Origin of the sequence: Ramlibacter sp. (genome assembly GCF_035627355.1) — a bacterium.
Taxonomy (GTDB): Bacteria; Pseudomonadota; Gammaproteobacteria; order Burkholderiales; family Burkholderiaceae_C; genus Ramlibacter.
Genome location: NZ_DASPLW010000077.1, coordinates 20,560 through 45,682, shown reverse-complemented (window position 1 = coordinate 45,682; position 25,123 = coordinate 20,560). Strand labels below are relative to the sequence as shown.

23 protein-coding genes and 1 tRNA gene are annotated in these 25,123 nt (G+C 70.0%); 4 read left to right on the top strand and 20 right to left on the bottom strand.

From position 1 onward, the window contains the following. The 17 genes from carA to rpsB all read right to left on the bottom strand — a co-directional run bounded on the left by carA (position 1) and on the right by rpsB (position 16,269). Positions 1 to 1,170, bottom strand: a complete 1,170-nt coding sequence (gene carA / locus VEC03_RS18380) for a glutamine-hydrolyzing carbamoyl-phosphate synthase small subunit (protein WP_324918576.1) — start codon at positions 1,168 to 1,170, stop codon at positions 1 to 3. Positions 1,171 to 1,333: 163 nt separating this feature from the next. After that, the gene (locus VEC03_RS18375) at positions 1,334 to 2,110 is read right to left on the bottom strand and encodes an RNA methyltransferase (protein WP_324918573.1); all 777 of its coding nucleotides are present in this window, start codon (positions 2,108 to 2,110) and stop codon (positions 1,334 to 1,336) included. Further along, complete coding sequence (gene rnhB / locus VEC03_RS18370) at positions 2,107 to 2,772, bottom strand: ribonuclease HII (RefSeq protein ID WP_324918570.1); 666 nt, start codon at positions 2,770 to 2,772, stop codon at positions 2,107 to 2,109. Before rnhB ends, VEC03_RS18375 begins: the two co-directional genes overlap by 4 nt. Further along, positions 2,744 to 3,862 carry a lipid-A-disaccharide synthase gene (gene lpxB / locus VEC03_RS18365; RefSeq protein ID WP_324918718.1) on the bottom strand — a complete coding sequence of 373 codons (1,119 nt, stop codon included), beginning with the start codon at positions 3,860 to 3,862 and terminating at the stop codon, positions 2,744 to 2,746. The genes rnhB and lpxB overlap by 29 nt, the downstream gene beginning before the upstream one ends. A gap of 53 nt (positions 3,863 to 3,915) precedes the next feature. Further along, entirely contained in the window at positions 3,916 to 4,707 is a 792-nt protein-coding gene (gene lpxA, locus VEC03_RS18360) for an acyl-ACP--UDP-N-acetylglucosamine O-acyltransferase (protein ID WP_324918567.1), read from the bottom strand. Positions 4,708 to 4,717: 10 nt separating this feature from the next. Next, a complete protein-coding gene (gene fabZ / locus VEC03_RS18355) occupies positions 4,718 to 5,161 on the bottom strand; it encodes a 3-hydroxyacyl-ACP dehydratase FabZ (protein WP_324918563.1) in 444 nt (147 codons plus the stop codon). Further along, entirely contained in the window at positions 5,158 to 6,126 is a 969-nt protein-coding gene (gene lpxD, locus VEC03_RS18350) for a UDP-3-O-(3-hydroxymyristoyl)glucosamine N-acyltransferase (RefSeq protein WP_324918561.1), read from the bottom strand. The genes fabZ and lpxD overlap by 4 nt, the downstream gene beginning before the upstream one ends. A gap of 7 nt (positions 6,127 to 6,133) precedes the next feature. Further along, the gene (locus VEC03_RS18345) at positions 6,134 to 6,640 is read right to left on the bottom strand and encodes an OmpH family outer membrane protein (protein WP_324918558.1); all 507 of its coding nucleotides are present in this window, start codon (positions 6,638 to 6,640) and stop codon (positions 6,134 to 6,136) included. Further along, entirely contained in the window at positions 6,640 to 8,934 is a 2,295-nt protein-coding gene (gene bamA / locus VEC03_RS18340; RefSeq protein WP_324918555.1) for an outer membrane protein assembly factor BamA, read from the bottom strand. Before bamA ends, VEC03_RS18345 begins: the two co-directional genes overlap by 1 nt. Before the next feature lie 55 nt (positions 8,935 to 8,989). Then, complete coding sequence (gene rseP / locus VEC03_RS18335; RefSeq protein WP_324918552.1) at positions 8,990 to 10,366, bottom strand: RIP metalloprotease RseP; 1,377 nt, start codon at positions 10,364 to 10,366, stop codon at positions 8,990 to 8,992. Positions 10,367 to 10,382: 16 nt separating this feature from the next. After that, positions 10,383 to 11,573 (bottom strand): 1-deoxy-D-xylulose-5-phosphate reductoisomerase, encoded by a 1,191-nt coding sequence (gene ispC / locus VEC03_RS18330; protein ID WP_324918549.1) that lies wholly within the window; start codon positions 11,571 to 11,573, stop codon positions 10,383 to 10,385. After that, a complete protein-coding gene (locus VEC03_RS18325; protein ID WP_324918546.1) occupies positions 11,570 to 12,424 on the bottom strand; it encodes a phosphatidate cytidylyltransferase in 855 nt (284 codons plus the stop codon). The genes ispC and VEC03_RS18325 overlap by 4 nt, the downstream gene beginning before the upstream one ends. A gap of 13 nt (positions 12,425 to 12,437) precedes the next feature. Then, positions 12,438 to 13,163 carry a polyprenyl diphosphate synthase gene (uppS, locus tag VEC03_RS18320; RefSeq protein WP_324918715.1) on the bottom strand — a complete coding sequence of 242 codons (726 nt, stop codon included), beginning with the start codon at positions 13,161 to 13,163 and terminating at the stop codon, positions 12,438 to 12,440. Beyond that, positions 13,160 to 13,723 (bottom strand): ribosome recycling factor, encoded by a 564-nt coding sequence (frr, locus tag VEC03_RS18315; RefSeq protein WP_324918543.1) that lies wholly within the window; start codon positions 13,721 to 13,723, stop codon positions 13,160 to 13,162. The genes uppS and frr overlap by 4 nt, the downstream gene beginning before the upstream one ends. A gap of 20 nt (positions 13,724 to 13,743) precedes the next feature. Continuing rightward, positions 13,744 to 14,463: a UMP kinase gene (pyrH, locus tag VEC03_RS18310; RefSeq protein WP_324918540.1), complete on the bottom strand. Its 720-nt coding sequence runs from the start codon at positions 14,461 to 14,463 to the stop codon at positions 13,744 to 13,746. A gap of 86 nt (positions 14,464 to 14,549) precedes the next feature. Continuing rightward, positions 14,550 to 15,440 (bottom strand): translation elongation factor Ts, encoded by an 891-nt coding sequence (gene tsf / locus VEC03_RS18305; protein WP_324918537.1) that lies wholly within the window; start codon positions 15,438 to 15,440, stop codon positions 14,550 to 14,552. 76 nt (positions 15,441 to 15,516) lie between these two features. Continuing rightward, positions 15,517 to 16,269, bottom strand: a complete 753-nt coding sequence (gene rpsB / locus VEC03_RS18300) for a 30S ribosomal protein S2 (RefSeq protein ID WP_324918535.1) — start codon at positions 16,267 to 16,269, stop codon at positions 15,517 to 15,519. A gap of 182 nt (positions 16,270 to 16,451) precedes the next feature. Here rpsB and VEC03_RS18295 point away from each other — a divergent pair, with 182 nt between their 5' ends. Genes VEC03_RS18295 through VEC03_RS18285 form a run of 3 tightly spaced genes read left to right on the top strand, consistent with a single transcriptional unit; the run spans position 16,452 to position 20,540 of the window. Further along, positions 16,452 to 17,786, top strand: coding sequence for an amidase (locus VEC03_RS18295; RefSeq protein WP_324918532.1), 1,335 nt, complete (start codon positions 16,452 to 16,454; stop codon positions 17,784 to 17,786). 19 nt (positions 17,787 to 17,805) lie between these two features. Beyond that, positions 17,806 to 19,077: a D-amino acid dehydrogenase gene (locus VEC03_RS18290; RefSeq protein WP_324918529.1), complete on the top strand. Its 1,272-nt coding sequence runs from the start codon at positions 17,806 to 17,808 to the stop codon at positions 19,075 to 19,077. A 26-nt stretch (positions 19,078 to 19,103) separates the two neighbouring features. Further along, the gene (locus VEC03_RS18285; protein ID WP_324918526.1) at positions 19,104 to 20,540 is read left to right on the top strand and encodes an NAD(P)H-hydrate dehydratase; all 1,437 of its coding nucleotides are present in this window, start codon (positions 19,104 to 19,106) and stop codon (positions 20,538 to 20,540) included. Here the strand turns inward: VEC03_RS18285 and rnr are convergent, their stop codons facing one another. Further along, positions 20,541 to 22,751: a ribonuclease R gene (gene rnr, locus VEC03_RS18280; protein WP_324918711.1), complete on the bottom strand. Its 2,211-nt coding sequence runs from the start codon at positions 22,749 to 22,751 to the stop codon at positions 20,541 to 20,543. Positions 22,752 to 22,809: 58 nt separating this feature from the next. On the opposite strand from rnr, the gene VEC03_RS18275 reads away from it, so the two are divergent. Further along, a tRNA-Leu gene (locus tag VEC03_RS18275) sits at positions 22,810 to 22,894 on the top strand. A 146-nt stretch (positions 22,895 to 23,040) separates the two neighbouring features. Here VEC03_RS18275 and rimO read toward each other — a convergent pair. Both rimO and phaR read right to left on the bottom strand, forming a co-directional pair. After that, complete coding sequence (gene rimO / locus VEC03_RS18270; protein ID WP_324918523.1) at positions 23,041 to 24,420, bottom strand: 30S ribosomal protein S12 methylthiotransferase RimO; 1,380 nt, start codon at positions 24,418 to 24,420, stop codon at positions 23,041 to 23,043. Between the two features lie 78 nt (positions 24,421 to 24,498). Next, a complete protein-coding gene (gene phaR, locus VEC03_RS18265; RefSeq protein ID WP_324918521.1) occupies positions 24,499 to 25,032 on the bottom strand; it encodes a polyhydroxyalkanoate synthesis repressor PhaR in 534 nt (177 codons plus the stop codon). Positions 25,033 to 25,123 lie beyond the last annotated feature (91 nt).

The following is a 25,123-nucleotide window of genomic DNA, read 5'->3' as shown; positions in this document are numbered from 1 at the left end:
CTATTTCTTGCGGGCGTCCATCAGGCCGGTGAACTTGTCGAACAGGTAGCCGATGTCATGGGGGCCGGGCGAGGCTTCCGGATGGCCCTGGAAGCAGAAGGCGGGCTTGTCGGTGCGCTCGAAGCCCTGCAGGGTGCCGTCGAACAGCGAGACGTGCGTGGGGCGCACGTTGGCCGGCAGCGACTTCTCGTCCACGGCGAAGCCGTGGTTCTGGCTGGTGATGGAGACCTTGCCGTTGTCCAGGTCCTTGACCGGGTGGTTGGCGCCGTGGTGGCCGAACTTCATCTTGTAGGTCTTCGCACCCGAGGCCAGCGCCATGATCTGGTGGCCCAGGCAGATGCCGAAGGTCGGGTAGCCGGCCTCGATCAACTCGCGCGTGGATTCGATCGCGTAGTCGCAGGGCTCGGGGTCGCCGGGGCCGTTGGACAGGAAGACGCCGTCCGGGTGGAGCTTCTCCACCTCGGCCGCGGGCGTGCTGGCCGGCACCACGGTCACCTTGCAGCCGCGCTCGGCCAGCATGCGCAGGATGTTCTTCTTGACGCCGTAGTCGAAGGCGACGACGTGGTACTTGGGCTGCTGCAGCTGGCCGTAGCCGGTGCCCAGGTCCCATTCGGTCTGGTCCCAGCCATAGGGCTTGTCGGCGGTGACGACCTTGGCCAGGTCCTGGCCGTTCATGGCCGGCGCCTGGCGGGCCAGCGACACGGCCTTGTCGACGATCTCGGGCGTGATCTCCTGCCCGGGTTCCAGCGCCATCAGGCAGCCGTTCTGGGCTCCCTTGGTGCGCAGCAGGCGGGTGAGCTTGCGAGTGTCGATGTCGGCGATGCCGACGGTGTTCTCACGCCGGAGGTAGTCGGACAGCGTGAGGCTGGTGCGGAAGTTGGACGCGACCAGCGGCAGGTCGCGGATGACGAGGCCGGCGGCATGCACCCGCGCCGCTTCGACGTCTTCTTCGTTGACGCCGTAGTTGCCGATGTGCGGGTAGGTCAGGGTGACGATCTGCCGCGCGTAGCTGGGATCGGTCAGGATTTCCTGGTAACCGGTGATGGCCGTGTTGAACACGACCTCGCCGGTGGCGGTGCCGGTGGCGCCGATGGAAGTACCAGGAAAGACCGTTCCGTCCGCGAGCGCCAGGAGGGCGGCAGGGCGAGCTCCCTGTTGAGACAAAAGCACTGGGTTCTCCGGATGGTGACGGTACGCCCAAACGACAGCCGGAACACGGGTTCCGGTGTTGCTTTTGTTCAGGAAAGGAGCTTCGGCTGCGCTAGGCGTACGGATTTGCGGGAAAGCCTCTGATTATAGCCCGCGGCTTGCGATTACGCAGGCTGGCAGGGCTTCACGCGCCGGCATCTGCCGCCGTGGCCGCGCTGGCATGCAGGCAGATCGCGGCCGCAGCGGCCACGTTCAGCGATTCCTCGCCGCCGGGCTGGGCGATACGCACGTGGACCACGGCCCGAGCCGCCAGTTCCGGCGAGACGCCCTGCCCTTCGTGGCCGAACACCCAGCCGCAGGGCCAAGGCAGCGTGGCCCGATGCAGCAGCTCACCCTCATGCGAGCTGGTCGCCAGCAGGGGAACCGACAAGCCTTCGACCAGCGACGGCGCCGCGGCATCGAACAGCTTCAGCCCGAAGTGCGCCCCCATGCCGGCTCGCAGCACCTTGGGCGACCACAGGGACGCCGATCCCTTCAGCGCCACCACCTGGCGGAACCCGAACGCCGCGGCACTGCGCAGGATGGCCCCGACGTTGCCGGCGTCCTGCACGCGGTCGAGCACCACGGTGGCAGCGGCGGAGTCGAACACCGGCGCCGGTGGCAGCTCCAGCACGAAGCCCATGCGGGCCGGCGACTCCAGGCTGCTCAGCGCGGCGAACAGCGGATCGGCCAGCACCAGGCTGCGCGGAGCCGGCAGGCGCTGCAGCGGATCGCACGATTCCGCGTACACCGCCAGCTGAGGGGCCACGCCGCGCGCCAGCGCCGCGCGGCACAGGTGGTCGCCTTCCAGCCAGGCGCGGCCCTGCCTGCGCCAGGCCGTGCTGTCGTGCGCCAGCAGGCGCAAGGCCTTGAACTGCGGATTGGCGGTGGAGCGGATGACCGCCGGCGCGGGTTCGGTCACGCCGCGGCGGCGAGCGGGTCGCCGCCCTGGGGATCGTTGCCGGCCATCATCAGGCTGACGGCCACCGGATTGAAGTACTTGCGGTGGTGGCGGCAGGCCCCGTGCACCCGCAGCGCCTCCAGGTGCTCGCGCGTGCTGTAGCCCTTGTGCGAGGCGAAGCCGTACTGCGGGAATTCCTCGTGCAGCTGCGCCAGCAGGCGGTCGCGATGGACCTTGGCCAGGATGGAAGCGGCGGAGATGGCCTTGACCTTGGCGTCGCCGCCGACGATGGCTTCGGCGAGCACGTCGATGCGCGGCAGCGCGTTGCCGTCCACCAGCACCTTCACCGGCTTGAGGCGCAGCCCTTCGACCGCGCGCTTCATGGCCAGCATGGTGGCGTGAAAGATGTTGAGGGTGTCGATCTCCTCGACGCTCGCCTGGGCGATCGAGCAGCACAGCGCCTTGTCCATGATCTGGTCGTACAGGCGCTCGCGGGCCAGCGGCGTCAGCACCTTGGAGTCGGCCAGGCCGCGGATGCGCTTGCCGTCATCGAGGATGACCGCAGCGGCCACGACCGGGCCCGCCAGCGGGCCACGACCGGCCTCGTCCACGCCGGCCATCAGGCCGACGGGGTCCCAGGCCAGCCGGCCCTGCTCAAGCTTCGATGACTTTTTCGATCGCATCCGTCGCCAGTCGGGCCGTGTCGCGCCGCAACTGGTGGTGCAGCACGGTGAACTGATCCCGCACGGCCGCCATTCTGGCAGGAGCCTCCAGCCAGTCCAAGACGGCACCGGCCAGTGCAGCCGGGTTGGCGTCGTGCTGGAGCAACTCGGGCACCACGAATTCCCCGGCCAGGATGTTGGGCAGGCCCACCCAGGGCTGGAGTTGCTGGCGGCGCATCACCTGCCAGCTGATCGCGTTCATCCGGTAGGCGATCACCATGGGACGCTTGAACAGGGCCGCCTCCAGCGTGGCAGTGCCGCTGGCGATCAGCGTCAGGTCGCAGGCGGCCAGCGCCAGGTGCGACTGCCCGTCGAGCACCTGCAGCGCTTCCGACAAGCCGGCGCGGCGGGCCGCGGCTTCGATCGCCGCGCGCAGGGCCGGCAAGGCCGGCACCACGAAGCGCAACCCGGGCCGGCGCTGGCGCAGCAGGACGGCGGCCTCGAAGAAGGGCTGCGCCAGGTAGTGCACCTCCGACGCGCGGCTGCCGGGCAGGATGGCCAGCACCTCGTCGCCGGCGGCCAGCCCCAGCTGGGCCCGGGCCGCCTCGCGGTCGGGTTCCAGCGGGATCAGCCCGGCCAGCGGGTGGCCCACGTAGGTGGCCCGCACGCCGTGGCGTGCGAGCAGGGCCGGCTCGAACGGAAAGATGCACAGCACGTGGTCGCAGGCCCGGCGGATCTTCTCGATGCGCCGGGGCCGCCACGCCCAGATCGACGGGCAGATGAAATGCACCGTGCGGATGCGCTGCTCGCGCAGCTGCAGCTCCAGGTCCAGGTTGAAATCGGGCGCATCGACGCCGACGAAGGCGCTGGGCCGCTCGCGCAGCAGCCGGTCGCGCAGCTGGCGGCGGATCCCGACGATCTCGCGGTAGTGCCGCAGCACTTCCACGTAACCACGGACGGCCAGCTTCTCGTGCGGCCACCAGGCCTGGAATCCCTCGGCGGCCATGTGCGGGCCGCCGATGCCGCCCGCCTGCAACTGCGGCCAGCGTTGCCGCAGGCCGACCAGCAGCAGGCTGGCCAGCAGGTCGCCGGACGCCTCCCCGGCGACCATCGCGATGGAAGGAGCCGACGCCGCGCCGGCCTGGGGCGGCGGGCCCGGTGGCGTCACCGGACGATGCCGCGCTGGGGCGACACGCGGGCCAGGAAGTCCTGCATGAGCTGTACGTCGGCCGCCGCCGACGGCGTCTCGCCCGCCAGGGCGGCGATCCGTTCGCGGGCCTGCTCCAGCGTCAGCCCGTCGCGATACAGCGCCTTGTGCATGGCCTTGACGGCGCCGATCCGCTCGGCCGAGAAGCCGCGCCGGCGCAGCCCCTCGAAGTTCATGGAGCGTGCCTGGGCCGGCTGCCCCTGGCTCATCACGAAGGGCGGCTGGTCGGCGAACAGCAGCGAGCACATGGCCGTCATGCCATGCGCGCCGATGCGCACGAACTGGTGCACCACCGTGAAGCCGCCCAGGATGGCCCAGTCGCCCACCTCCACATGGCCCGCGAGCTGCGTGTTGTTGGCGAAGATGGTGTTGTTGCCGACGATGCAGTCGTGCGCCAGGTGCACGTAGGCCATCAGCCAGTTGTCGTTGCCGACGCGGGTGACGCCGCCGCCGCCGGGCGAGCCGATGTTGAAGGTGCTGAACTCCCGGATCGTGTTGCGGTCGCCGATCACCAGCTTGCAGGGCTCGCCGGCGTACTTCTTGTCCTGCGGGATGGCGCCGAGCGAGACGAAGTGGAAGATCCGGTTGTCCTCCCCGATGGTGGTGCGGCCCTCGATCACCGCGTGCGCGCCCACCGTGGTGCGCGCGCCGATCCTCACCTCCGGGCCGATCACCGAGTACGGCCCGATGCTTGCCGTGGCGTCGACCTGCGCGCGCGGGTCCACGATGGCGGTCGGGTGGATCCCCATGCTCAGGCTCTCACGCAAGCGTGCGCATGGTGCACATGAGCTCGGCCTCGCAGGCGACCTCCTCGCCCACGCGCGTGACGCCCTTGAACTTGTAGATGCCCGCCTTGGCGCGCTCGAGCGTGACGTCCATGACCAGCTGGTCGCCGGGCTCCACCGGCCGCTTGAAGCGCGCGCCGTCGATGCCGGCGAAGTAGTAGACCGTCTTGTCGTCGGGCGTCACGCCCTGGGTGGCGAAGGACAGCAGCGCCGCCGCCTGGGCCATGGCCTCCAGCATCAGCACGCCCGGCATCACCGGCCGGTGCGGGAAGTGGCCGGTGAAGAACGGCTCGTTGATGGTGACGTTCTTGAGGGCGCGGATGCTCTTGCCCAGCTCGATCGACTCGACGCGGTCGACCAGCAGGATGGGGTATCGATGGGGCAGCTGCTTGAGGATCTGGTGGATGTCGAGCTTCATGACTTCTTCTCGAGGGCGCGGATGCGGTCGCGCAGGGCGGCCAGTTGCTTGAGCGAGGCCGCGTTCTTCTCCCAGGCGGCATTCTCGTCGATGGGGAACACGCCGGTGTAATGGCCGGGCTTGAGGATGGAGCGGGTGACCAGCGAGAACGACGAGACGTGCACGTGGTCGGCGATGGTCAGGTGCCCCAAAATGCCGGCGCTGCCGCCAATGGTGCAGTGCGCGCCTATGGTGGCGCTGCCCGCGATGCCGGCGCAGCCCGCGATGGCGGTGTGGCGGCCGATGCGCACGTTGTGGCCGACCTGGATCAGGTTGTCGAGCTTGACGCCGTCCTCGATCACGGTGTCGGCCAGCGCGCCGCGGTCGATGCAGGTGTTGGCGCCGATCTCCACGTCGTCGCCTATGCGCACCGCGCCCAGCTGCTCGATCTTCTCCCACTCGCCGGCGCGTGGCGCGAACCCGAAACCGTCGGCGCCGATCACCACGCCCGGGTGCAGGATGCAGCGCGCGCCGATCACGCAGCCCTCGCCTACGGTGACGCGCGACTTCAGCACCGTGTGGGCGCCGATGCGAGCGCCGCGCTCGACCACGCACAGGGGGCCGATGCGGGCGGTGGGATCCACCTGCGCCTGCGGGTCCACCACGGCGCTGGGGTGCACCGCCGGTCCCGCGGGCGGCGCCAGGCGCGACTTCCACAATTGGGTGACGCGGGCGAAATAGAGGTAGGGGTCGTCGGTGACGATGGCGGCGCCGCGGGCTAGCGCCGCCTCGCGCATGGCCGGGCCGACGATGACGCAGCCGGCGTTCGACGCCGCGAGCTGCTGGCCGTAGCGGGGGTTGCTGAGGAAGCTCAGCTGGGCAGGGCCGGCCGATTCGAGCGGCGCCAGCCCCTCGATGCCCGTTTCAGGGTCGCCGTGCAGCTCGCCGCCGAGCGAACCTGTGATGTCGCCCAGTCGCAGCCGCACGGGGGCCTCACTTGGCGGCGTTCAGCGCCCTGATCACCTTGTCGGTGATGTCGTGCTTGGGGTTGATGTAGACCGCTTCCTGCAGGATCAGGTCGTACTTCTCCTGCTCGGCGACCTGCTTGACCACGCGGTTGGCGCGCTCGAGGACCTGCTGCAGTTCCTCGTTCTTGCGGGCGTTGAGGTCTTCCTGGTACTCGCGGCGCTTGCGCTGGAATTCGCGGTCCTGGTCGATCAGCTGCTTCTGGCGCTGCTGGCGCTGGCTCTCGGACAGCGTGGGCGCCTCGCGCTCGTAGCGCTCGGACAGGCCCTTGAGCGAGTTGCCCAATTCGGCCAGCTCCTTCTCGCGGCGCGAGAACTCCTGCTCCAGCTTGGACTGGGCCTGCTTGGCGGTGTTGGCCTCGCGGAAGATGCGGTCGGTGTTGACGAAACCGACCTTGAATTCCTGCGCGAACGCGGGCGCGGCAAGGGCAATGGCGCACACCAGCGCCCACATGGGACGGCTCAGATACTTCATCAGAATGCGGTTCCGATCTGGAATTGGAATCGCTGGATTCTATCGCCGGCGAACTTGCGCACCGGCTGCGCGATGGCCAGGCGCAGGGGGCCGATCGGGGAGATCCACGAGACGCCGATGCCGGTGGACACGCGCAGCTGGCCGAAGTCCATCTTCTCGTTCTCGCCGAACACGTTGCCCACGTCGACGAAGCCGAACAGGCGCAGCGTGCGGTCGTTGCCGGCGCCGGGGAACGGCGTGAACAGCTCGCCGTTCAAGGTGATCTTGCGCGAGCCGCCGATGCTGGCGCCGGTGACGTCGCGCGGACCGAGCGTGCCCTGCTCGAAGCCGCGCACCGAACCCAGGCCGCCCGAATAGAAGTTCTTGAGCACCGGGAACGGACGTCCGCCCAGGCCCTTGCCCCAGCCCAGCTCGCCGTTGAAGGCCACCGTGAACTGCTTGTTCAGCGGGATGTAGTGCTGGTATTGGTAGGCCGCGCGCGCGTAGCGCCCGTCGGCGAACAGGCTGGCTTCGCCGTTCAGGCGCTGCAGCCGGCCCTGGGTCGGCGCGATGGCGCTGTCGCGGTCGTCGCGCGACCAGCCGATGGTCAGCGGCACGTTGTAGCTGGTGAAGCCCGCCGTGTTGGCGTAGGCCAGGTAGGCGGCCGGGATGTTGGTGCCCGGGCGGATCTCCATGCGCTCGGCGCCCGCGCCGAAATACACGGTGTCGAACTCGCTGAACGGCACGCCGAACCGGATGCTGCCGCCGGTGGTGGCCAGCGAGTAGTTGCCGCCCTGCTCCTCGTACGGCCTGGAGTTGCGGTGGTAAACGTCCAGGGTGCGCGACACGCCGTCCTGGGTGAAGTACGGATCCACCGACGTGAAGGCGATCGTGCGGTTGTACTTGCTGGTGTTCACCTCGACGCCCAGGTACTGGCCCGAACCGAAGGCGTTCTCCTGCTTGATCGAGAAGCCCAGGCCGAGCTTCTCGGCGCTGGAGAAGCCGGCCGAGAGCTGCAGGCTGCCGGTGGGTTTCTCGACCACCGAGATGTTCAGGTCGACCTGGTCGGGCGCGCCTGGCACGTCCGCCGTCTCGACGTTGATCTCCTTGAAGAAGCCCAGCCGGTCGACCCGGTCACGCGACAGCCGGATCTTGTCGGCGTCGTACCAGCTCGACTCGAACTGGCGGAACTCGCGCCGGATCACTTCGTCGCGGGTGCGGTTGTTGCCCGAGATGTTGACCCGGCGCACGTAGGCGCGGCGCGAAGGTTCCGCGGCGATGGTGAAGGCCACCAGGTTCTTCTCGCGGTCGATCTCCGGGCGCGCCTCCACGGTGGCGAAGGCGTAGCCGAAGTTGCCGAAGTAGTCGCTGAAGTTGCGGGTGGTCTCGGCCACCTGCTCCGCGTTGTAGGGCTCGCCGGCGCGGATGCGAACGAGGCTCTTGAACTCCTCCTCGCGGCCGAGGTAGTTGCCTTCCAGCTTGACGCCGCTGACCAGGAAGCGTTCGCCCTCGGTCACGTTGACCGTGATCGTGATGTCCTGCTTGTCCGGCGAGATCGCCACCTGGGTGGAGTCGATGCGGAACTCCAGGAAGCCGCGGTTGAGGTAGTACGAGCGCAGGCTCTCCAGGTCGGCGTTGAGCTTGGCGCGCGAGTAGCGGTCGGACTTGGTGTACCAGGACAACCAGCCGCCCGTGTCCAGCTCGAACAGGCCCTTGAGCGTGCCCTCGCTGAAGGCCTTGTTGCCGACGATGCGGATGTCCTTGATGCGGGCCGGCTCGCCTTCGGTGATGCTGAACGTGAGGTTGACGCGGTTGCGCTCGATCGGGGTGACGGTGGTCACCACCTCGGCGCCGTACAGGCTGCGGTTGATGTACTGGCGGCGCAGTTCCTGCTCGGCGCGGTCGGTCAGTGCCTGGTCGTAGGGCCGGCCCTCGGTGAGGCCGATCTCGCGCAGCGCCTTCTTCAGCGCGTCCTCGTCGAACTCCCGGGCGCCGACGAAGTCCACGCCGGCCACGGTGGGGCGCTCCTCCACGATCACCACCAGCACGTTGCCCGAGACTTCCAGACGCACGTCCTTGAACAGGCCCAGCCCGAACAGGGCCCGGATCGCGGCCGATCCCTTCTCGTCGTTGTACTGGTCGCCGACCCGGAACGGCAGGGACGCGAAGACGGTCCCCGGCTCCACCCGCTGCAGGCCCTCGACGCGGATGTCCCGCACGGTGAAGGGCTCGACGGCCCACGCATTGATCGCGAAGGCAGCGGCCGACAGCCCCAAGACGGCGCGCGCGCGCATGCGCTTGATTTGATTCTTCATTGAGTCCCGATCGCCCCGCCGTCTTCGGGGCAGGCTGCTGCGAGCCGCTTCTAGTTCAACCGAAGAGACGCGTGACGTCGTTGAACAGTGCGATGGTCATCATCACCAGAAGCACTGCCACCCCGCCGCGTTGCAGCCTCTCCATCCACGCGTCCGGGACGCCTCGCCCCGTGGCCGCCTCCCAAAGATAATACATCAGGTGCCCCCCATCGAGGACCGGCAGCGGCAGCAGGTTGAGCACCCCGAGGCTCACGCTGATCATGGCCAGGAACACCACGTACTGCATCAATCCCAGGCTGGCGGACTTGCCCGCGTAATCGGCGATCGTCAGCGGTCCGCTCAGGTTCTTCAGCGAGGCCTCGCCGATCACCATGCGGCCCAGCATCCGAACCGTGAGCACCGACACTTCCCAGGTGCGCACGGCCCCGCGCCACAGCCCGTCGACCGGGCCGTAGCGCACTTCCACCATCTCCGGCGTCGACCCCACGAAGGCGCCGATGCGGCCGATGCGGCGCTCCCCTTCCCGGGCCAGCTGCGGCGTCACCGCCAGCTCGATCACCCGGCCCTCGCGCTCGACGCGCCAGGTGCTTGCCTGCGGTTCGCCGGTGGCGGCCTGCATCCGGATCCATTCGCGCAGCTGCTGGCCGTCCACGACCGGCGTGCCGCCCACGCGCAGCACCAGGTCGCCCTTTCGCAGGCCGGCCTGCTGCGCTGCGCCGCCGGCGACGACGTCGCCGATCACCGGCCGGGTGAGCGGACCGACCAGGCCGATGCGGCGGAACAGCTGCGAGTCGGCATCGGGAGATTCGATGGCGCCGAGGGGCAGCACCACCTCGTGCTCGCCGCGGCGGCCTTCGTCCGTCATGGCGAGGCGGACGTCGCGCGCATCGAGCGCACCGCGCGTGAGCAGCCAGCGCAGCTGCTCGAACGAGCGCACCGGCTCCAGCTGTTCGCCCTCGAAGCCGGCCCGGGTCACGGTCTCGCCGCCCTGCAGGCCGGCCTGCTGCGCCACCGAGCCGGCCACCGGGGGCGCCAGCACCGGCCGGGGCTCCTGCACGCCCCACCAGTTGATGCCGGCGTACAGCAGCACCGCCAGCAGCAGGTTGGCCAGCGGGCCGGCGGCGACGATCATCGCGCGCGAACGCAGCGGCTGGGTGTTGAAGGCCAGGTGCCGCTCGCGCGGATCCACCGGGCCTTCGCGCTCGTCGAGCATCTTCACGTAGCCGCCCAGCGGGAACGCGGCGATCACGAACTCGGTGTCCTGGTTGGGGCGCTGGCGGCGCGGCTTCCAGCGGTACAGCGTGTGGCCGAAACCGACGGAGAAGCGCAGCACCTTGACGCCGCAGGCCACCGCCACCCGGTAGTGCCCCCATTCGTGCACCGCCACCAGCAGGCCCAGCGCGACGATGAAGGCAACGACGGTGGTCAGCATGGGCAGCCTCCCCGGTTCAGGCCAGTTGGTCGATGGCGGCCCGCGCCGCCTGGCGGGCACGCGAGTCCAGCGCCAGCAGGTCCGCCAGCGCCTGCGGCTTGGAGGGCGGCACGCACTCCAAAGTTGCAAGGTTCACGGCATGGATCTGGTCGAAACGGATGCGCCGGTCCAGGAACGCGGCTACGGCCTCTTCATTGGCGGCGTTCAGCACGGCCGTGGTTCCGGCCGGGCCGCGCAGCGCGTCCCAGGCCAGCTGCAGGCCGGGAAAGCGCTCGCGGTGGCCGTGGCTGTCGAGCGACTCGAAGCTCATGTCGGCCAGGGCGGTGAAATCCAGCGGCTCGGCGCCCGAGGCGATGCGCTCGGGCCAGGCCAGCCCGTAGGCGATGGGTACCCGCATGTCCGGCGTGCCGAGTTGGGCCACCACCGAATGGTCGCGGTACTGGACCATGGAGTGGATCACGCTCTGCGGGTGGATCACCACCTCCAGCCGCTCGGGCGGCAGGCCGAACAGGTAGCGCGCCTCGATCACCTCCAGCGCCTTGTTCATCATGGTCGCCGAGTCCACCGAGATCTTGCGCCCCATCACCCAGTTCGGGTGCGCGCACGCCTGCTCGGGCGTGACCTCGCGCAGGCTCTCCACCGCGCGCCGGCGGAACGGGCCGCCCGAGGCGGTGAGGATGATCTTGTCGACCCGCTGTGGCCAGGCAGCGGGATCCTCCGGCAGCGACTGGAAGATGGCCGAATGCTCGCTGTCGATCGGCAGCAGCGTGGCGCCGCCCTCGCGCACTGCCTGCAGGAACAGCTCGCCGCCGACGACCAGCGCCTCCTTGTTGGCCAGCAGCAGGCGCTTGCCGGCGCGCGCCGCCGCCAGGCAGGACGACAGGCCCGCGGCGCCGACGATGGCGGCCATCACGGTGTCCACGTCGTCGCGCACCACCAGTTCGTCCAGCGCGGCATCGCCGCCGAGCACGGTGGTCGGCAGGCCCTCGGCCCGGACGCGGTCGGCCAGCTCGCGCGCCGCGGCGGCGTCGGCCATCACCGCGAAGCGGGGGCGGAACTGCGCGCACTGCGCCAGCATGGGTGCCACCCGCGAGCCGGCGCTGAGCACGACGACTTCGTAGCGGTCCGGATGGCGCGCGACCACGTCCAGCGTATTGGCGCCGATCGAGCCGGTGGAGCCCAGGATGGCCAGGCGTTGTCGTGTCATGGGCGGGCCCAGGTAGCCAGCATCATGGCCAGCGGTAGCGTCGGCAGCAGCGCATCGACGCGATCGAGCACGCCGCCGTGGCCGGGCAGCAGGCCGCTGGAATCCTTGGCGCCGGCGCTGCGCTTGACCAGCGATTCGGCCAGGTCGCCGACCACGCTCATGGCGACCAGGAAGATCGCGGCCGGCACCAGGAACCAGGCACCGACCGCCGCCAGCCGGGAATAGAGGCTGGGCACCTGCACCTGCCAGTGGGCATCGGCGGCCACCCAGGCGAAGGCCAGCGCCAACACGCCGGCCACGCCGCCCCACACGCCTTCCCAGCTCTTGCCGGGGCTGATGGCGGGGGCCAGCTTGTTGCGCGTGAACTTCAGGCCGAATGCGCGACCGGCGAAGTAGGCGGCAATATCGGCCACCCACACCAGCAGCAGCACCGACAGCAGGAAGTTGATGCCGGTCACGCGCGCCTGCACCACGGCCAGCCAGGCGACGCACAGGGCGGCCAGCCCGCCGGCCAGCCGGACCGCTCGCGGGACCCCCGGCCAGCCGCGCACGCCGGCGCGCAGCAGCGCGCCACCGGCCAGCACCCAGGCGGCCCCGGCTGCGAGCCACAGCAGGGGTAGCGGCCGCTCCAGCCAGCCGGCACCCCAGGCCGCGGCACAGCAGGCCACGCACAGGAGGCCCAGAGAAACCGAACCGGCGTCGCTGCAGCCGTTCAGCCTCGCGAACTCCCAGCCGCCGGCCGCGATGGCCAGCAGCATCAGCACGGCGAACGGCCAGGGCGTGGGCCAGAACAGGGCCGGCAGCAGGACGGCCAGCAGGACGACGGCCGTGATGACGCGCTGCTTGAGCATGGCGCTCAGCTCCTCACGCGGCCTTGCGGGGAGCGGGCGGCTGCAGTTGCTGGGACGTGCGCCCGAATCGCCGCTCGCGGCCGGCGTAGTCGGCCAGCGCGGCATCCAGTTCGGCGGGACCGAACTCGGGCCAGAGCTTGTCGGTGAAGTACAGCTCGGCATAGGCGGCCTGCCAGAGCAGGAAGTTGGACAGGCGCATCTCGCCGCCGGTGCGGATCAGCAGGTCCGGATCCGGCACGTGCGCCAGCGCCATGGCGGCGTCCAGGCTCTGTTCGGTGATGGGCTCGCCACGCGCGGCGAGCCGGGCCGCCGCCTGCGCCACATCCCAGCGGCCGCCATAGCTGAAGCAGATGTTGAACACCAGCGAGGTATTGGCGGCGGTTGCGGCCTCTGCCGCCGCCAGCCCGGCGCGCACCTTCTCGGACAGCCCGGAGCGGTCGCCGATGAAATGGATGCGGACGCCTTCGGCCTTGAGGTGCGGCACTTCGCGCGACAGCGCCACCGCCAGCAGCTCCATCAGGCCGGAGACCTCCTCGGGCGGGCGGTTCCAGTTCTCGGACGAGAACGCGAAGACGGTCAGCACGCCCACGCCCCGCTCGGCGCAGTGGCGCACGCAGGCGCGCAGCGCGTCGACGCCCTTCTTGTGGCCGGCCACGCGCGGCAGGCAGCGCCGGGTGGCCCAGCGCCCGTTGCCGTCCATGACGATGGCGATGTGGTGGGGAATGGCGCTCACGGTCAGACCGCCAGGATCTCCTGCTCCTTGGCCTCGACCATCTTGTCGATCTCGGCCACGTGCCGGTCGGTGGTCTTCTGGATCTCGGCCTCGGCGCGCTTCTGCTCGTCCTCGGAGGCGAGCTTGTCCTTCACCAGCTTCTTGACGCCCTCGTTGGCGTCCCGGCGCAGGTTGCGGATGGCGATCTTGGCGGCTTCGCCCTCGTGGCGCACCAGCTTGGTCATCTCCTTGCGGCGCTCCTCGCTCATGGGCGGCATGGGCACCCGGATCAGGTCGCCCATGGAGGCCGGGTTCAGGCCCAGGTCGCTCTCGCGGATGGCCTTCTCGATCTTGGCGGCCATGCCCTTCTCCCAGGGCTGCACGCTGATCGTGCGGGCGTCCAGCAGCGAGACGTTGGCCACCTGGCTGATCGGCAGCATGGAGCCGTAGTAGTCCACGTGGACCGTATCAAGCAGGCCGGGGTTGGCGCGCCCGGTGCGGATCTTGGTCAGGTTGTTCTTGAACGCGGCGATGGACTGGTCCATCTTCGCTTCGGCCGACTTCCTGATCTCGGCGATGGTGCTCATGGTGTCCTCCTTGTTCGTCGTCAGGCGTAGACCAGCGTGCCCTCGTCCTCGCCCATCACCACGCGGCGCAGCGCGCCGTGCTTGAAGATGGAGAAGACCTTGATCGGCAGCTTCTGGTCGCGGCACAGGGCGAAGGCGGTGGCATCCATGATCCCCAGGTTGCGCGCCATCGCCTCGTCGAAGGTGATCCGCCCGTAGCGGGTGGCGGACGGGTCCTTCTTCGGGTCGGCCGAATAGACCCCGTCCACCTTGGTGGCCTTGAGCACCAGTTCGGCGCCGATCTCGGCGCCGCGCAGGGCCGCGGCGGTATCGGTGGTGAAGAAGGGGTTGCCCGTGCCGGCCGCGAAGATCACGACCTTGCCTTCTTCCAGGTACTGCAGGGCCTTGGGCCGAACGTAGGGCTCGACCACCTGCTCGATCGCGATGGCCGACATCACGCGCGCCACCAGCCCCTGCTTGTTCATGGTGTCGGCGAGGGCCAGCGCGTTCATCACGGTGGCCAGCATGCCCATGTAGTCGGCGGTGGCCCGGTCCATGCCGACCGAACCGCCTGCCACGCCGCGGAAGATGTTGCCGCCGCCGATGACCACCGCCACCTGCACGCCGCTGTGCACCACGTCCGCGATCTCCTCGACCATGCGGACGATGGTGGCCCGGTTGATTCCGAACGGGTCGTCCCCCATCAGCGCTTCACCGGACAGCTTGAGCAGGATGCGCTTGTGGGCGGGGGCAGCGGTCATTCAGGGGGCTCCGGGGTGGCGACGAAAACGAGTGTAGCGGTGCGGGGCTGCCCGCGGGGCGCCGCCCCGCGGGCGATGGGGCCGCCTCAGGCGCCCTTGGCAGCGGCGACCTGGGCGGCGACTTCGGCGGCGAAGTCGTCGTTCTTCTTCTCGATGCCCTCGCCCACCACGTACAGCGTGAACGCCTTGACCGTGGTGCCGGCGGCCTTGAGCATCTGCTCCACCGTCTGCTTGTCGTTCTTGACGAAGGGCTGGTTGAAGAGCGACACCTCCTTGAGGTACTTCTGCACCGAGCCTTCGATCATCTTGGCGGCGATGTCCGCCGGCTTGCCGGATTCGGCGGCCTTGGCGGTGGCGACGCTGCGCTCCTTCTCGATCAGCTCGGCGGGCACGTCGCTGGAGGCCAGCGCCACCGGCTTCATGGCGGCCACGTGCATGGCCACGTCCTTGGCCGCGACGTCGTCGCCCTCGTACTCCACCACCACGCCGATGCGGGTGCCGTGCAGGTAGGACGCGAGCTTGCTGCCGCCGGCGAAGCGCTTGAAGCGGCGGAAGCTCATGTTCTCGCCGATCTTGCCGATCAGGCCCTTGCGAACGTCTTCCAGCGTGGGGCCGAAGCCGTCCTGGCTGTAGGGCAGCGCGCCCAGCGCGGCCACGTCGGCCGGGTCGTTCTTGGCGACCAGTTCCGCCGCGGCCCGGGCCAGGGCGATGAAGCTGTCGTTCTTGGTGACGAAGTCGGTCTCGCAGTTGACCTCGACGAGCGCGCCGGTCGTGCCTTCGATGCTGGCGGCCACGACCCCCTCGGCGGTGATGCGGGCGGCGGCCTTGCCGGCCTTGTTGCCGAGCTTGACGCGCAGCAGTTCCTCGGCCTTCTCCATGTTGCCGTCGGCCTCGGTGAGCGCCTTCTTGCACTCCATCATCGGGGCGTCCGTCTTGGCGCGCAGTTCGGCGACCATGCTTGCGGTGATTGCTGCCATTGCTGTCCTCTTTCAGTATTCGGGCGGTAAAAAGGGGCCCGAGAGCCCCTTCCATGCATTGGGGAGTCGCGCGCCTTTACGCGCCGGCGCCTTCCTCGACCTCGACGAACTCGTCGCCGCCTTCGGAGACGGCGCGGGCCACGTCACTGACCGCGCTGGCGCGGCCTTCCAGCACGGCGTCGGCGATGCCGCGGGCGTAGAGCTGCACGGCCTTGGCCGAGTCGTCGTTGCCGGGGATCACGTAGTCGATGCCCTCGGGCGAGTGGTTGGAGTCGACCACGCCCACCAGCGGGATGCCGAGCTTCTTGGCCTCGGAGACGGCGATCTTGTGGAAGCCCACGTCGATCACGAAGATGGCGTCGGGCAGGTTGTTCATGTCCTGGATGCCGCCGATGTCCTTCTCGAGCTTGTCCATCTCGCGCTGGAACATCAGCTGTTCCTTCTTGCTCATGGACTCGAGGCCGGCTTCCTGCTGGGCCTTCATGTCCTTGAGGCGCTTGATCGAGGTCTTGACCGTCTTGAAGTTGGTCAGCATGCCGCCCAGCCAGCGCTGGTCGACGAAGTGCACGCCGGCGCGGCGGGCCTCGGTGGCGACGATCTCGCGGGCCTGGCGCTTGGTGCCCACCATCAGGATGGTGCCGCGGTTGGCCGACAGCTGCTTCACGAACTTCATCGCGTCCTGGAACATCGGGAGCGACTTTTCCAGGTTGATGATGTGGATCTTGTTGCGGGAGCCGAAGATGTAGGGGGCCATCTTCGGGTTCCAGAAGCGGGTCTGGTGTCCGAAATGGACGCCGGCTTCCAGCATTTCGCGCATGGAGACTGCCATGAGGGGTTCCTAGGTTGGGTCTAGAATCCGCCCCGCAATCGCGGCAGGCCTTGCAGCCGTTGCGACACCTGGTAGGGACGGATTCGCGAATGTGTCCTGCCGGTCTCACGGCAGCCGCACCATGCGACCGCCGCCCAGCAAAACCGCGAGATTCTAGCACAGGGACCCTCTCCTTCCCCCCGATGGACGACCTCATCGCCACCCGCGAGCAGCTCGGCAGCGGCCGTGGCAGCGCTTCCGAAGCCTTCGCCCAGGCACTGGCCATCGCCCGGTCGACCGCCTGCGACCACGCGTTCATCCGCACCTTTCCCGATGAGGCCGCCGCCGCAGCCCGTCCGGGCGTGGACCGCCTGCCGCTGGCCGGGCTGCCGGTCTCGATCAAGGACCTGTTCGACGTCGCCGGCCAGGTCACCGCGGCGGGCTCGGCCGTGCTGGCCGACGCACCGCCGGCGACGGCCGACTGCACGGCCGTGGCTCGCCTGCGCGCGGCCGGGGCCAGCCTGGTCGGCCGCACCAACATGACCGAGTTCGCGTTCTCGGGCGTGGGCATCAACCCGCACCACGGCACCCCGGTCAACCCGGCCGACCCGGCCACGGCCCGCATCCCGGGCGGCTCGTCCTCGGGCGCGGCCGTGTCGGTGGCCACCGGCGCCGCCTTCGTCGGGCTGGGCTCCGATACCGGCGGTTCCATCCGCATCCCGGCGGCGCTGTGCGGCATTGTCGGCTTCAAGAACACGGCCCGGCTGACCCCGGCCGATGGCGCGCTGCCGCTGTCGACCACGCTCGACACCGTCTGCGCCATGACGCGGTCGGTGCGCGATGCGGTGCTGGCGCACGAGATCCTGTCGGCGCGCACCGTCGCGCTGGAGCGCAAGCCGCTGGCCCAGCGCCGGTTCGCCGTCGCGCGCACCCAGATGCTGGACGGCATGGACGTCAACGTGGCGCAGGCCTTCGAGGCCGCACTGCGGGCCCTGCGCAACGCCGGCGCCCGGGTGGAGGAGATCGAGCTCGCCGAGATCCACGACCTCGGGACGATCCAGGCGACCGGCGGCTTCTCTGCGGCCGAGAGCTACGCCTGGCACCGCACCCTGCTGCAGCAGCGCGGCGACGGCTACGACCCGCGCGTGCGCACCCGCATCGAGCGGGGCGCGGGCATGAGAGCCTGGGAATACCTGGACCTGGTGCGCCATCGCGCCGAGTGGATCGCGCGGGTCGAGGCGGCCCTGCAGGGCTTCGACGCCGTGCTCTCGCCCACCACCCCCATCGTGGCGCCGCCGATCGCCGATCTGGCGCCCGGTGCCGAGCGCGACGAAGCCTTCTTCCGCAGCAACGCGCTCCTGCTGCGCAACACCAGCGTGGTCAACATGCTGGACGGTTGTGCGCTCTCGCTGCCCTGCCATGCGCCCGGCAGCCTGCCGGTCGGCCTGATGCTCTGGCACGGGCCGCTGCGCGACGACACCGTGCTGGACGTCGGCCTGGCAGTGGAAGCCGCCCTGCAGCCGCTGCGGCAGGGCTGAGAGCGGGCCGGGGAATTCCTTGAGAGTCGCCGTCATCGGCGCCGGCATCGTCGGCGTCACCACTGCGTACGAGCTGGCCGCCGACGGCCACCAGGTCACCGTGTTCGAACGCCGCGGTGCCGTGGCCGAGGAAACCAGCTTCGCCAACGCGGGCGTCGTGGCGCCGGGCTACGTCACCCCCTGGGCCGCACCCGGCATGCCGTCCAAGGTGCTGCGCTACCTGCTCAGCCGCCATGCGCCGGTGCGGGTCACCTGGCCGCTGACGGCCGGCGAACTGGGCTGGATGTGGCACTGGTGGCGCGCCTGCCGCCTGGACACCTACCTGGCCAACCGGGCGCGCCTGCAGCGGCTGGCCTTCTACAGCCGCGAACGCCTGCACTGGCTGACCGACACCCTGCAGCTCGAGTACGACCGCAGCCCCGGCTACATGGTGCTGCTGCGCTCGGAGAAGGACCAGCGCCTGGTCCAGCCCGGGCTGCAGGTGCTGCGCGACGCGGGGGTGACCTTCCGCGTGATCGACGCCGCAACTGCTCGCACCGTCGAGCCGGCGCTCAACCCCGACACGGCCTTCGTCGGCGCCATCCACCTGCCCGAGGACGAAGCCGGCAACTGCCGCCAGTTCGCCCTGCTGGTGAAGGACGCCGCCCGCGCCGCCGGCGCCCGCTTCGAATTCAACACCCGGGTGCTGCCACTGGACCGCGCGGCGCCGGCCACCTTGCACGTGCAGCAAGGCGAGGCCGCCCCGCGCACCGCAGCCTTCGATGCGGTGGTGGTCTGCGGCGGGCTCGAGTCGGCGGCGCTGCTGCGGCCGCTCGGCTTCCGCATCCGCCTGGCACCGGTGTACGGCTACTCGATCAGCGCCCCGATCCGCGAGAGCCTGAACGCGCCGCGCAGCGCCGTCATGGACGAACGCTTCAAGGTGGCGATCGCCCGCCTCGGCCAGCGCGTGCGCGTGGCCGGCAGCGCCGAGATCGGTGGCGATCCGCTGCACAAGCGGGCCGCCGCGCTGCAGACGCTCTACAAGGTGCTGCACGACTGGTTTCCGGGCGCGGCACAGCTCTCCAACACGGGCGCATCGGTGCAGGAATGGAAAGGCGCCCGCCCCATGCTGCCGGACGGCCCACCGGTGCTCGGCGCCTCGGGTGCGCCGGGCGTCTGGCTGAACCTGGGCCACGGCTCCAGCGGCTGGGCGCTGGCCTGCGGCAGCGCGCGGGTCGTGGCGGACCTGATGGCCGGCCGTGCCCCCTTGCTGGACCTGGAAGGCCTGGGCATCGAGCGGCTGGCCGGCTGACCGCCCGGCCGCCGCACAATCGGCCCATGCAGAAGGTCACGGCCGATCGCTCCTGGTGGCTGCACGACGTCGCCGCCACGCGGCGTATCGAGCAGCAAGCCGCTGCGACGCTGGCGCCGCAGGCACTGATGCAGCGCGCCGGCCTGGCCACGGCGCGGCTGGCGCTGGCCCTCGCGCCGCATGCGCGGCAAGTCTGGATCGCCTGCGGTCCCGGCAACAACGGCGGCGACGGGCTGGAGGCCGCAGTCCACCTGCAGCAATGGGGCAAGCCGGTGGTGGTGACGGTCGCGGGCGACCCGGACCGCTTGCCTGCGGACGCCGCGGCCGCGTGGCAGAAGTGCCGCTCCGCCGGCGTGCCGGTGCTCGAGCAGCCACCGGCGGACTGGGACCTCTGCATCGACGCGCTGCTGGGCATCGGGGCCGCGCGCCCGCTCCAGGGGCTCCTCGCGCGCGCCGCCGAAGCCATCGCTGCAGGCGAGGGCCTTGTGCTCGCCGTCGACGTCCCCAGCGGGCTGTCGGCCGACACCGGCCAGGGCAGCGGCGTCCAGGCCCATCACACCCTATCGCTGCTCACGCTCAAGCCGGGCCTGTTCACGGCCCGGGGACGGGATGCCGCCGGGCAGGTCTGGTTCGACGACCTGCAGGTGGAGCCGTCCGGCGACCTGGCCTGCGCCGAACTCGCCGGCCCGCCCGCGCCGCCCATCCGGCTGCATGCCAGCCACAAGGGCAGCTATGGCGACGTGGCGGTGATCGGCGGGGCCCCGGGCATGGCGGGGGCCGCCGTGCTGGCCGCATCCGCTACGCTCGCCAGCGGCGCAGGCCGCGTCTTCCTCTGTCCCCTCGACGAGCGCGCCGGCAGCCTGGTCCCGGGCCTGCCGGAGCTGATGGTTCGCGACTGGGGCCAGTTGCCGCTGGAGGAGCTGGCGGTGGCCTGCGGTTGCGGCGGCGGCAGCGCCGTTGCCGCGGCCCTGCCGACCGTGCTGGCACGCGCACGCACGCTGGTGCTCGACGCCGACGGGTTGAACGCCGTCGCCGCCGATCCGGATCTGCAACAACGATTGCGCGAGCGCGCCAGGCGCGGCCAGGCGACCGTGCTGAGCCCGCACCCGCTCGAAGCGGCGCGGCTGCTCGGCATCGAGACCTCGAAGGTGCAGGCCGACCGCCTGCACGCCGCCATCGATCTGGTGCAACGCTTCGACTGCGTGGTGGTGCTCAAGGGATCCGGCACGGTGCTGGCGGTCCCGGGCGCCCGCCCCCGCATCAACCCGACCGGCAACGCCCGCCTGGCCACGGGCGGCACCGGCGACGTGCTGGCAGGGATGCTGGCGGCGGCGCTGGCGGCCGGCGGCGATGCCTTCGATGGCACCACGGCCGCCGTGTACCGCCACGGGCTGCTGGCCGACCGGTGGCCGGCCGGGCAGCCGCTCACCGCCGGCGCACTGGCGCGCGCGGCGGCAGCCTGATCAGCCCCGGCGCGCCTTTCGGCCGCGGGACTTGGCGGCGACGGCCTTCTTCACCGCGTCCTTGACGTTGGTGACCGTCGCGCCCTTGCTGGCCTTCTTGGCGGCGCGCCGCAGGCCGGTGGCCCCGGTCGACGGCCCGCCCGCCCCCTTGTCGCGCATGGCGCGCGACTCCAGGTCCTCGCCTTCGCGCACCAGCCGGAAGTCGATCTTGCGCCCGTCCAGGTCGACCCGGCTGACCTGCACCCGCACCCGCGTGCCGATGGCGTAGCGGATGCCGGTGCGCTCGCCGCGCAGTTCCTGGCGTGCCTCGTCGAACTTGAAGTACTCGCCGCCCAGTTCGGTGATGTGCACCAGCCCCTCGACGTACAGCTGGTCGAGCGTGACGAAGATGCCGAAGGTGGTGGCGGCACTGACCACGCCGCCGAACTCCTCGCCCAGGTGCTCGCGCATGTACTTGCACTTGAGCCAGGCCTCGACGTCGCGGCTGGCCTCGTCGGCGCGCCGCTCGTTGGCGCTGCAGTGCAGGCCGGCGGCCTCCCAGGCCTGGGTCTCGCGGCTGGTGGGTGCCGGCTTCTTCGGCTTCTGGCCGGGTGGCGCCACCCGGCTGGCCAGCCGCCGCGCCAGCTTCTCGTGCGCCTCGCCCGGCGTGGGCAGCGCCGGCAATGTGTAGTGGCGGTTGGCCAGCAAGGCCTTGATCACCCGGTGCACCAGCAGGTCCGGGTAGCGCCGGATCGGGCTGGTGAAGTGGGTGTAGGCGTCGTAGGCCAGCCCGAAGTGGCCGCTGTTGATCGGCGTGTAGATCGCCTGCTGCATGGAGCGCAGCAGCATGGTGTGGATCTGCTGCGCGTCGGGGCGGTCCTTGGTGGCCTCGGCGATGCGCTGGAACTCCACCGGCATCGGCTCCTCGGAGATCGAGATGCCCACCCCCATGGCCTTGAGGTAGTTGCGCAGGATCTCCTTCTTCTCCGGCGTGGGGCCCTCGTGCACCCGGTACAGCCCCGGGTGCTTGCCCTGCTGGATGAAGTCGGCGGCACACACGTTGGCGGCCAGCATGGCCTCCTCGATCAGCCGGTGCGCGTCGGTGCGGGTGCGCGGCACGATCTTCTCGATGCGGCCGCTCTCGTCGCAGATGATCTGCGTCTCGGTGGTCTCGAAGTCCACCGCCCCGCGCATCTCGCGCGCCTTGAGCAGCGCCCGGTACACGTCGTGCAGGTTGAGCAGGTCCGGCACCCGCTCCTTGCGCCGCTGGGCCTCCGGGCCGCGCGTGTTGGCCAGGATGGCCGCCACCTCGGTGTACGTGAGGCGGGCGTGGCTCCACATGACGGCCGGATAGAACTGGTAGGCCTGGATCTCGCCGGTGGCGGTGATGAGCATGTCGGCCACCATGCAGAGGCGGTCGACTTCCGGGTTGAGCGAGCACAGGCCGTTGGACAGCTTCTCCGGCAGCATCGGGATCACCCGGCGCGGGAAGTAGACGCTGGTGGCCCGGTCGTAGGCGTCCACGTCGATGGCGCTGCCGGTCTCCACGTAGTGGCTGACGTCGGCGATCGCGACCAGCAGCCGCCAGCCCTTGCCGCGGCCGACCTTGGCCGGCTCGCAGTAGACGGCGTCGTCGAAGTCGCGCGCGTCCTCGCCGTCGATGGTGACCAGCGGGATGTCCGTCAGGTCCACCCGGTGCTTGCGGTCCGCCGGCCGCACCTTGTCGGGCAGCACGCGAGCCATGGCGATGCAGGGCTCGGAGAACTCGTGCGGCACGCCGTACTTGCGCACCGCGATCTCGATCTCCATGCCGGGATCGTCGATCTCGCCCAGCACCTCCTTGACGCGGCCGACCGGCTGGCCGTACAGGCTGGGCGGCTCGGTGAGTTCCACCACCACCACCTGCCCCGGCTTGGCCGCGCCGGTGGCGCCCTTGGGAATCAGGACGTCCTGGCCGTAGCGCTTGTCCTCCGGCGCGACCAGCCAGACGCCGCTTTCGTGCAGCAGGCGGCCGATGATCGGCTGCGGCGGACGCTCGACGATCTCCACCACCCGGCCTTCCGGCCGGCCCTTGCGGTCGTGCCGGACGATGCGCACGCGGACGCGGTCCTTGTGCAGCACCGCGCGCATTTCATTGGGCGGCAGGTAGACGTCGGTCTCGCCGTCGTCCCGCAGGACGTAGCCGTGGCCGTCGCGATGGCCCTGGATGACGCCCTCGACTTCATCGAGCAGGCCGATCGCGTGTTGTGTTCCGATGTTTTTGATATAGAATCCTTTTCTTTCCTGAAATGCCCAGGTGGCGGAATTGGTAGACGCACTAGTTTCAGGTACTAGCGGGTAACTCCGTGGAGGTTCGAGTCCTCTCCTGGGCACCAAGACAAATGATAAAGCCGGCCTCGTGCCGGCTTTATTGTTTGCGGGCGGAACCGCCTCGCCAGCAGGGCTTGCCGGGCGCTCGCGGGAGACACCCGCGGCGCCGCGGCCTGGCTGCGGTGAATGCGATGCGGGTGGCCTTCGCGGGTCAGACCGGGACCCCGACCAGGTCGTGACCCTCGGTCGCGACGATGCGCGCCCGGGTGAACTCCCCGACCTTGAGCTGCTTGCTCAGTTTTTCCGGCGGCAGCAGCCGCACGGTGCCGTCGATCTCGGGCGCGTCCGCGTAGCTGCGCCCCACCCCGCCCTTGCGCCCCAGTGCCGGTGCCGCATCCACCAGCACCTGCATCGTGGCGCCCACGCGACGCGCCAGCCGCGCCGCCGAGACCTCCTCGGCCACCGCCATGAAGCGAGCGCGGCGTTCCTCGCGCACCTCGGCCGGCAGCATGCCGGGCAGTTCGTTGGCTGCCGCACCCTCGACCGGGCTGTAGGCAAAGCAGCCGGCCCGGTCGATCTGGGCCTCGCGCAGGAAGTCCAGCAGGTGCTGGAACTCCTCCTCCGTCTCGCCCGGGAAGCCGGCGATGAAGGTGCTGCGCACCACCAGTTCGGGGCAGGCCTCGCGCCAGGCGCGGATGCGCTCCAGGTTGCGCTCGCCGCTGGCCGGCCGCTTCATCCGGCGCAGCACGTCGGGGTGGCTGTGCTGGAAGGGCACGTCCAGGTAGGGCAGCACGGCGCCGGTCGCCATCAGGGGAATGATCTCGTCCACCGATGGATACGGGTACACGTAGTGCAGCCGCACCCAGGCGCCGTGCGGCGCGGCCAGTTCGCCCAGGGCCTGCACCAGTTCCAGCGTACGCGTCTTGACCGGACGGCCGTCGAAGAAGCCGGTGCGGTACTTCAGGTCCACGCCATAGGCCGAGGTGTCCTGGCTGACCACCAGCAGTTCCTTCACGCCGGACTCGAACAGCGCGCGCGCTTCCTTGAGCACGTCGCCCACCGGCCGGCTGGCCAGGTCGCCGCGCATCGAAGGGATGATGCAGAAGGTGCAGCGGTGGTTGCAGCCCTCGCTGATCTTCAGGTAGGCGTAGTGCCGCGGCGTCAGCTTGATGCCGGCCGGCGGCAGCAGGTCCAGGAAGGGATCGTGCGGCTTGGGCAGGTGCGTGTGCACGTGGTCCATCACCTCCTGCGTCGCCTGCGGGCCGGTGACGGCCAGCACCGAGGGATGGACCTGCTGCACCAGCTTGCCGCCGCCTTCGCCGGCGCGCGCGCCCAGGCAGCCGGTGACGATGACCTTGCCGTTCTCGGCCAGGGCCTCACCGATGGTGTCCAGGCTCTCCTTGACGGCATCGTCGATGAAGCCGCAGGTGTTGACGATCACCAGGTCGGCACCCTCGAAGGTCCTGGCGGTGCGGTAGCCCTCGGCCGAGAGCCGGGTGAGGATCAGCTCGGAATCGGTCAGGTTCTTGGGGCAGCCGAGGCTGACGAAGCCCACCTTCGGGGCTGCCTCGGCAACGGGGGAATCACTCATGGTCGGATTGTCCCAGAGGGACTCGGTCAATGAAAAAGGGCGGGCATCCGGCCCGCCCTTCGCGCCGTTCGCGATGGCTCAGGGCCGCTTGCCCATGAAAGCGCCCAGCATCTGCTCGGTCTGCTTCTGCATCTGCTCCTGCATCTTCTCGAACATGGTGCGCGACTGCTCGACGTAGCTGCCCATCAGGCCCTGCATCAGCGGGTTCTGCATGTTCATGAACTGCGCCCACATTTCCGGCGTGATCTGCTTGGACTGCTCGGCCAGGCGGGCCTGGATGTCGGTGAACGCCTGCACGTTCTTCTCGAGGTAGGCGCCCATGAAGCCCTGCGCCGCATGCCCGTAGAAGCGGATGATGTTGGCCAGCGCCGCCTCGCTGAACATGGGCGCGCCGCCCGCCTCTTCCTCCAGGATGATCTGCAGCAGGATGCTGCGCGTCAGGTCCTCGTTGGTCTTGGCGTCGCGCACCACGAAGGGCTCGCTGTCCATGACCAGCTGCTTGACTTCGGCCAGCGTGATGTAGGAGGAGGTGTCGGTGTCGTAAAGGCGCCGGTTCGGGTACTTCTTGATCACGCGCTGCGACGGCGCAGCGGCGGCGGCTTTCTTGCTCACGAGGGGAACTCCTCCTGGATTCTTCGCGGCCGCGCCGTCGCGAGCGCGCGTGCCGCAGTGCAAAAGATTCTAGGAAGGCCGCCTGCGCGAG

Coding starts and splice junctions, on each gene's coding strand:
- fabZ (WP_324918563.1), bottom strand. CDS start 5,161: ATGAAGCTCGACATCCACCAGATCCTCAAGCAGCTGCCCCATCGATAC.
- VEC03_RS18325 (WP_324918546.1), bottom strand. CDS start 12,424: ATGCTCAAGCAGCGCGTCATCACGGCCGTCGTCCTGCTGGCCGTCCTG.
- ispC (WP_324918549.1), bottom strand. CDS start 11,573: ATGACACGACAACGCCTGGCCATCCTGGGCTCCACCGGCTCGATCGGC.
- VEC03_RS18345 (WP_324918558.1), bottom strand. CDS start 6,640: ATGAAGTATCTGAGCCGTCCCATGTGGGCGCTGGTGTGCGCCATTGCC.
- tsf (WP_324918537.1), bottom strand. CDS start 15,440: ATGGCAGCAATCACCGCAAGCATGGTCGCCGAACTGCGCGCCAAGACG.
- VEC03_RS18295 (WP_324918532.1), top strand. CDS start 16,452: ATGGACGACCTCATCGCCACCCGCGAGCAGCTCGGCAGCGGCCGTGGC.
- rseP (WP_324918552.1), bottom strand. CDS start 10,366: ATGCTGACCACCGTCGTTGCCTTCATCGTCGCGCTGGGCCTGCTGGTG.
- rpsB (WP_324918535.1), bottom strand. CDS start 16,269: ATGGCAGTCTCCATGCGCGAAATGCTGGAAGCCGGCGTCCATTTCGGA.
- rnhB (WP_324918570.1), bottom strand. CDS start 2,772: ATGCGATCGAAAAAGTCATCGAAGCTTGAGCAGGGCCGGCTGGCCTGG.
- pyrH (WP_324918540.1), bottom strand. CDS start 14,463: ATGACCGCTGCCCCCGCCCACAAGCGCATCCTGCTCAAGCTGTCCGGT.
- lpxA (WP_324918567.1), bottom strand. CDS start 4,707: ATGGGGATCCACCCGACCGCCATCGTGGACCCGCGCGCGCAGGTCGAC.
- VEC03_RS18285 (WP_324918526.1), top strand. CDS start 19,104: ATGCAGAAGGTCACGGCCGATCGCTCCTGGTGGCTGCACGACGTCGCC.
- rimO (WP_324918523.1), bottom strand. CDS start 24,420: ATGAGTGATTCCCCCGTTGCCGAGGCAGCCCCGAAGGTGGGCTTCGTC.
- lpxB (WP_324918718.1), bottom strand. CDS start 3,862: ATGGTCGCCGGGGAGGCGTCCGGCGACCTGCTGGCCAGCCTGCTGCTG.
- frr (WP_324918543.1), bottom strand. CDS start 13,723: ATGAGCACCATCGCCGAGATCAGGAAGTCGGCCGAAGCGAAGATGGAC.
- bamA (WP_324918555.1), bottom strand. CDS start 8,934: ATGAAGAATCAAATCAAGCGCATGCGCGCGCGCGCCGTCTTGGGGCTG.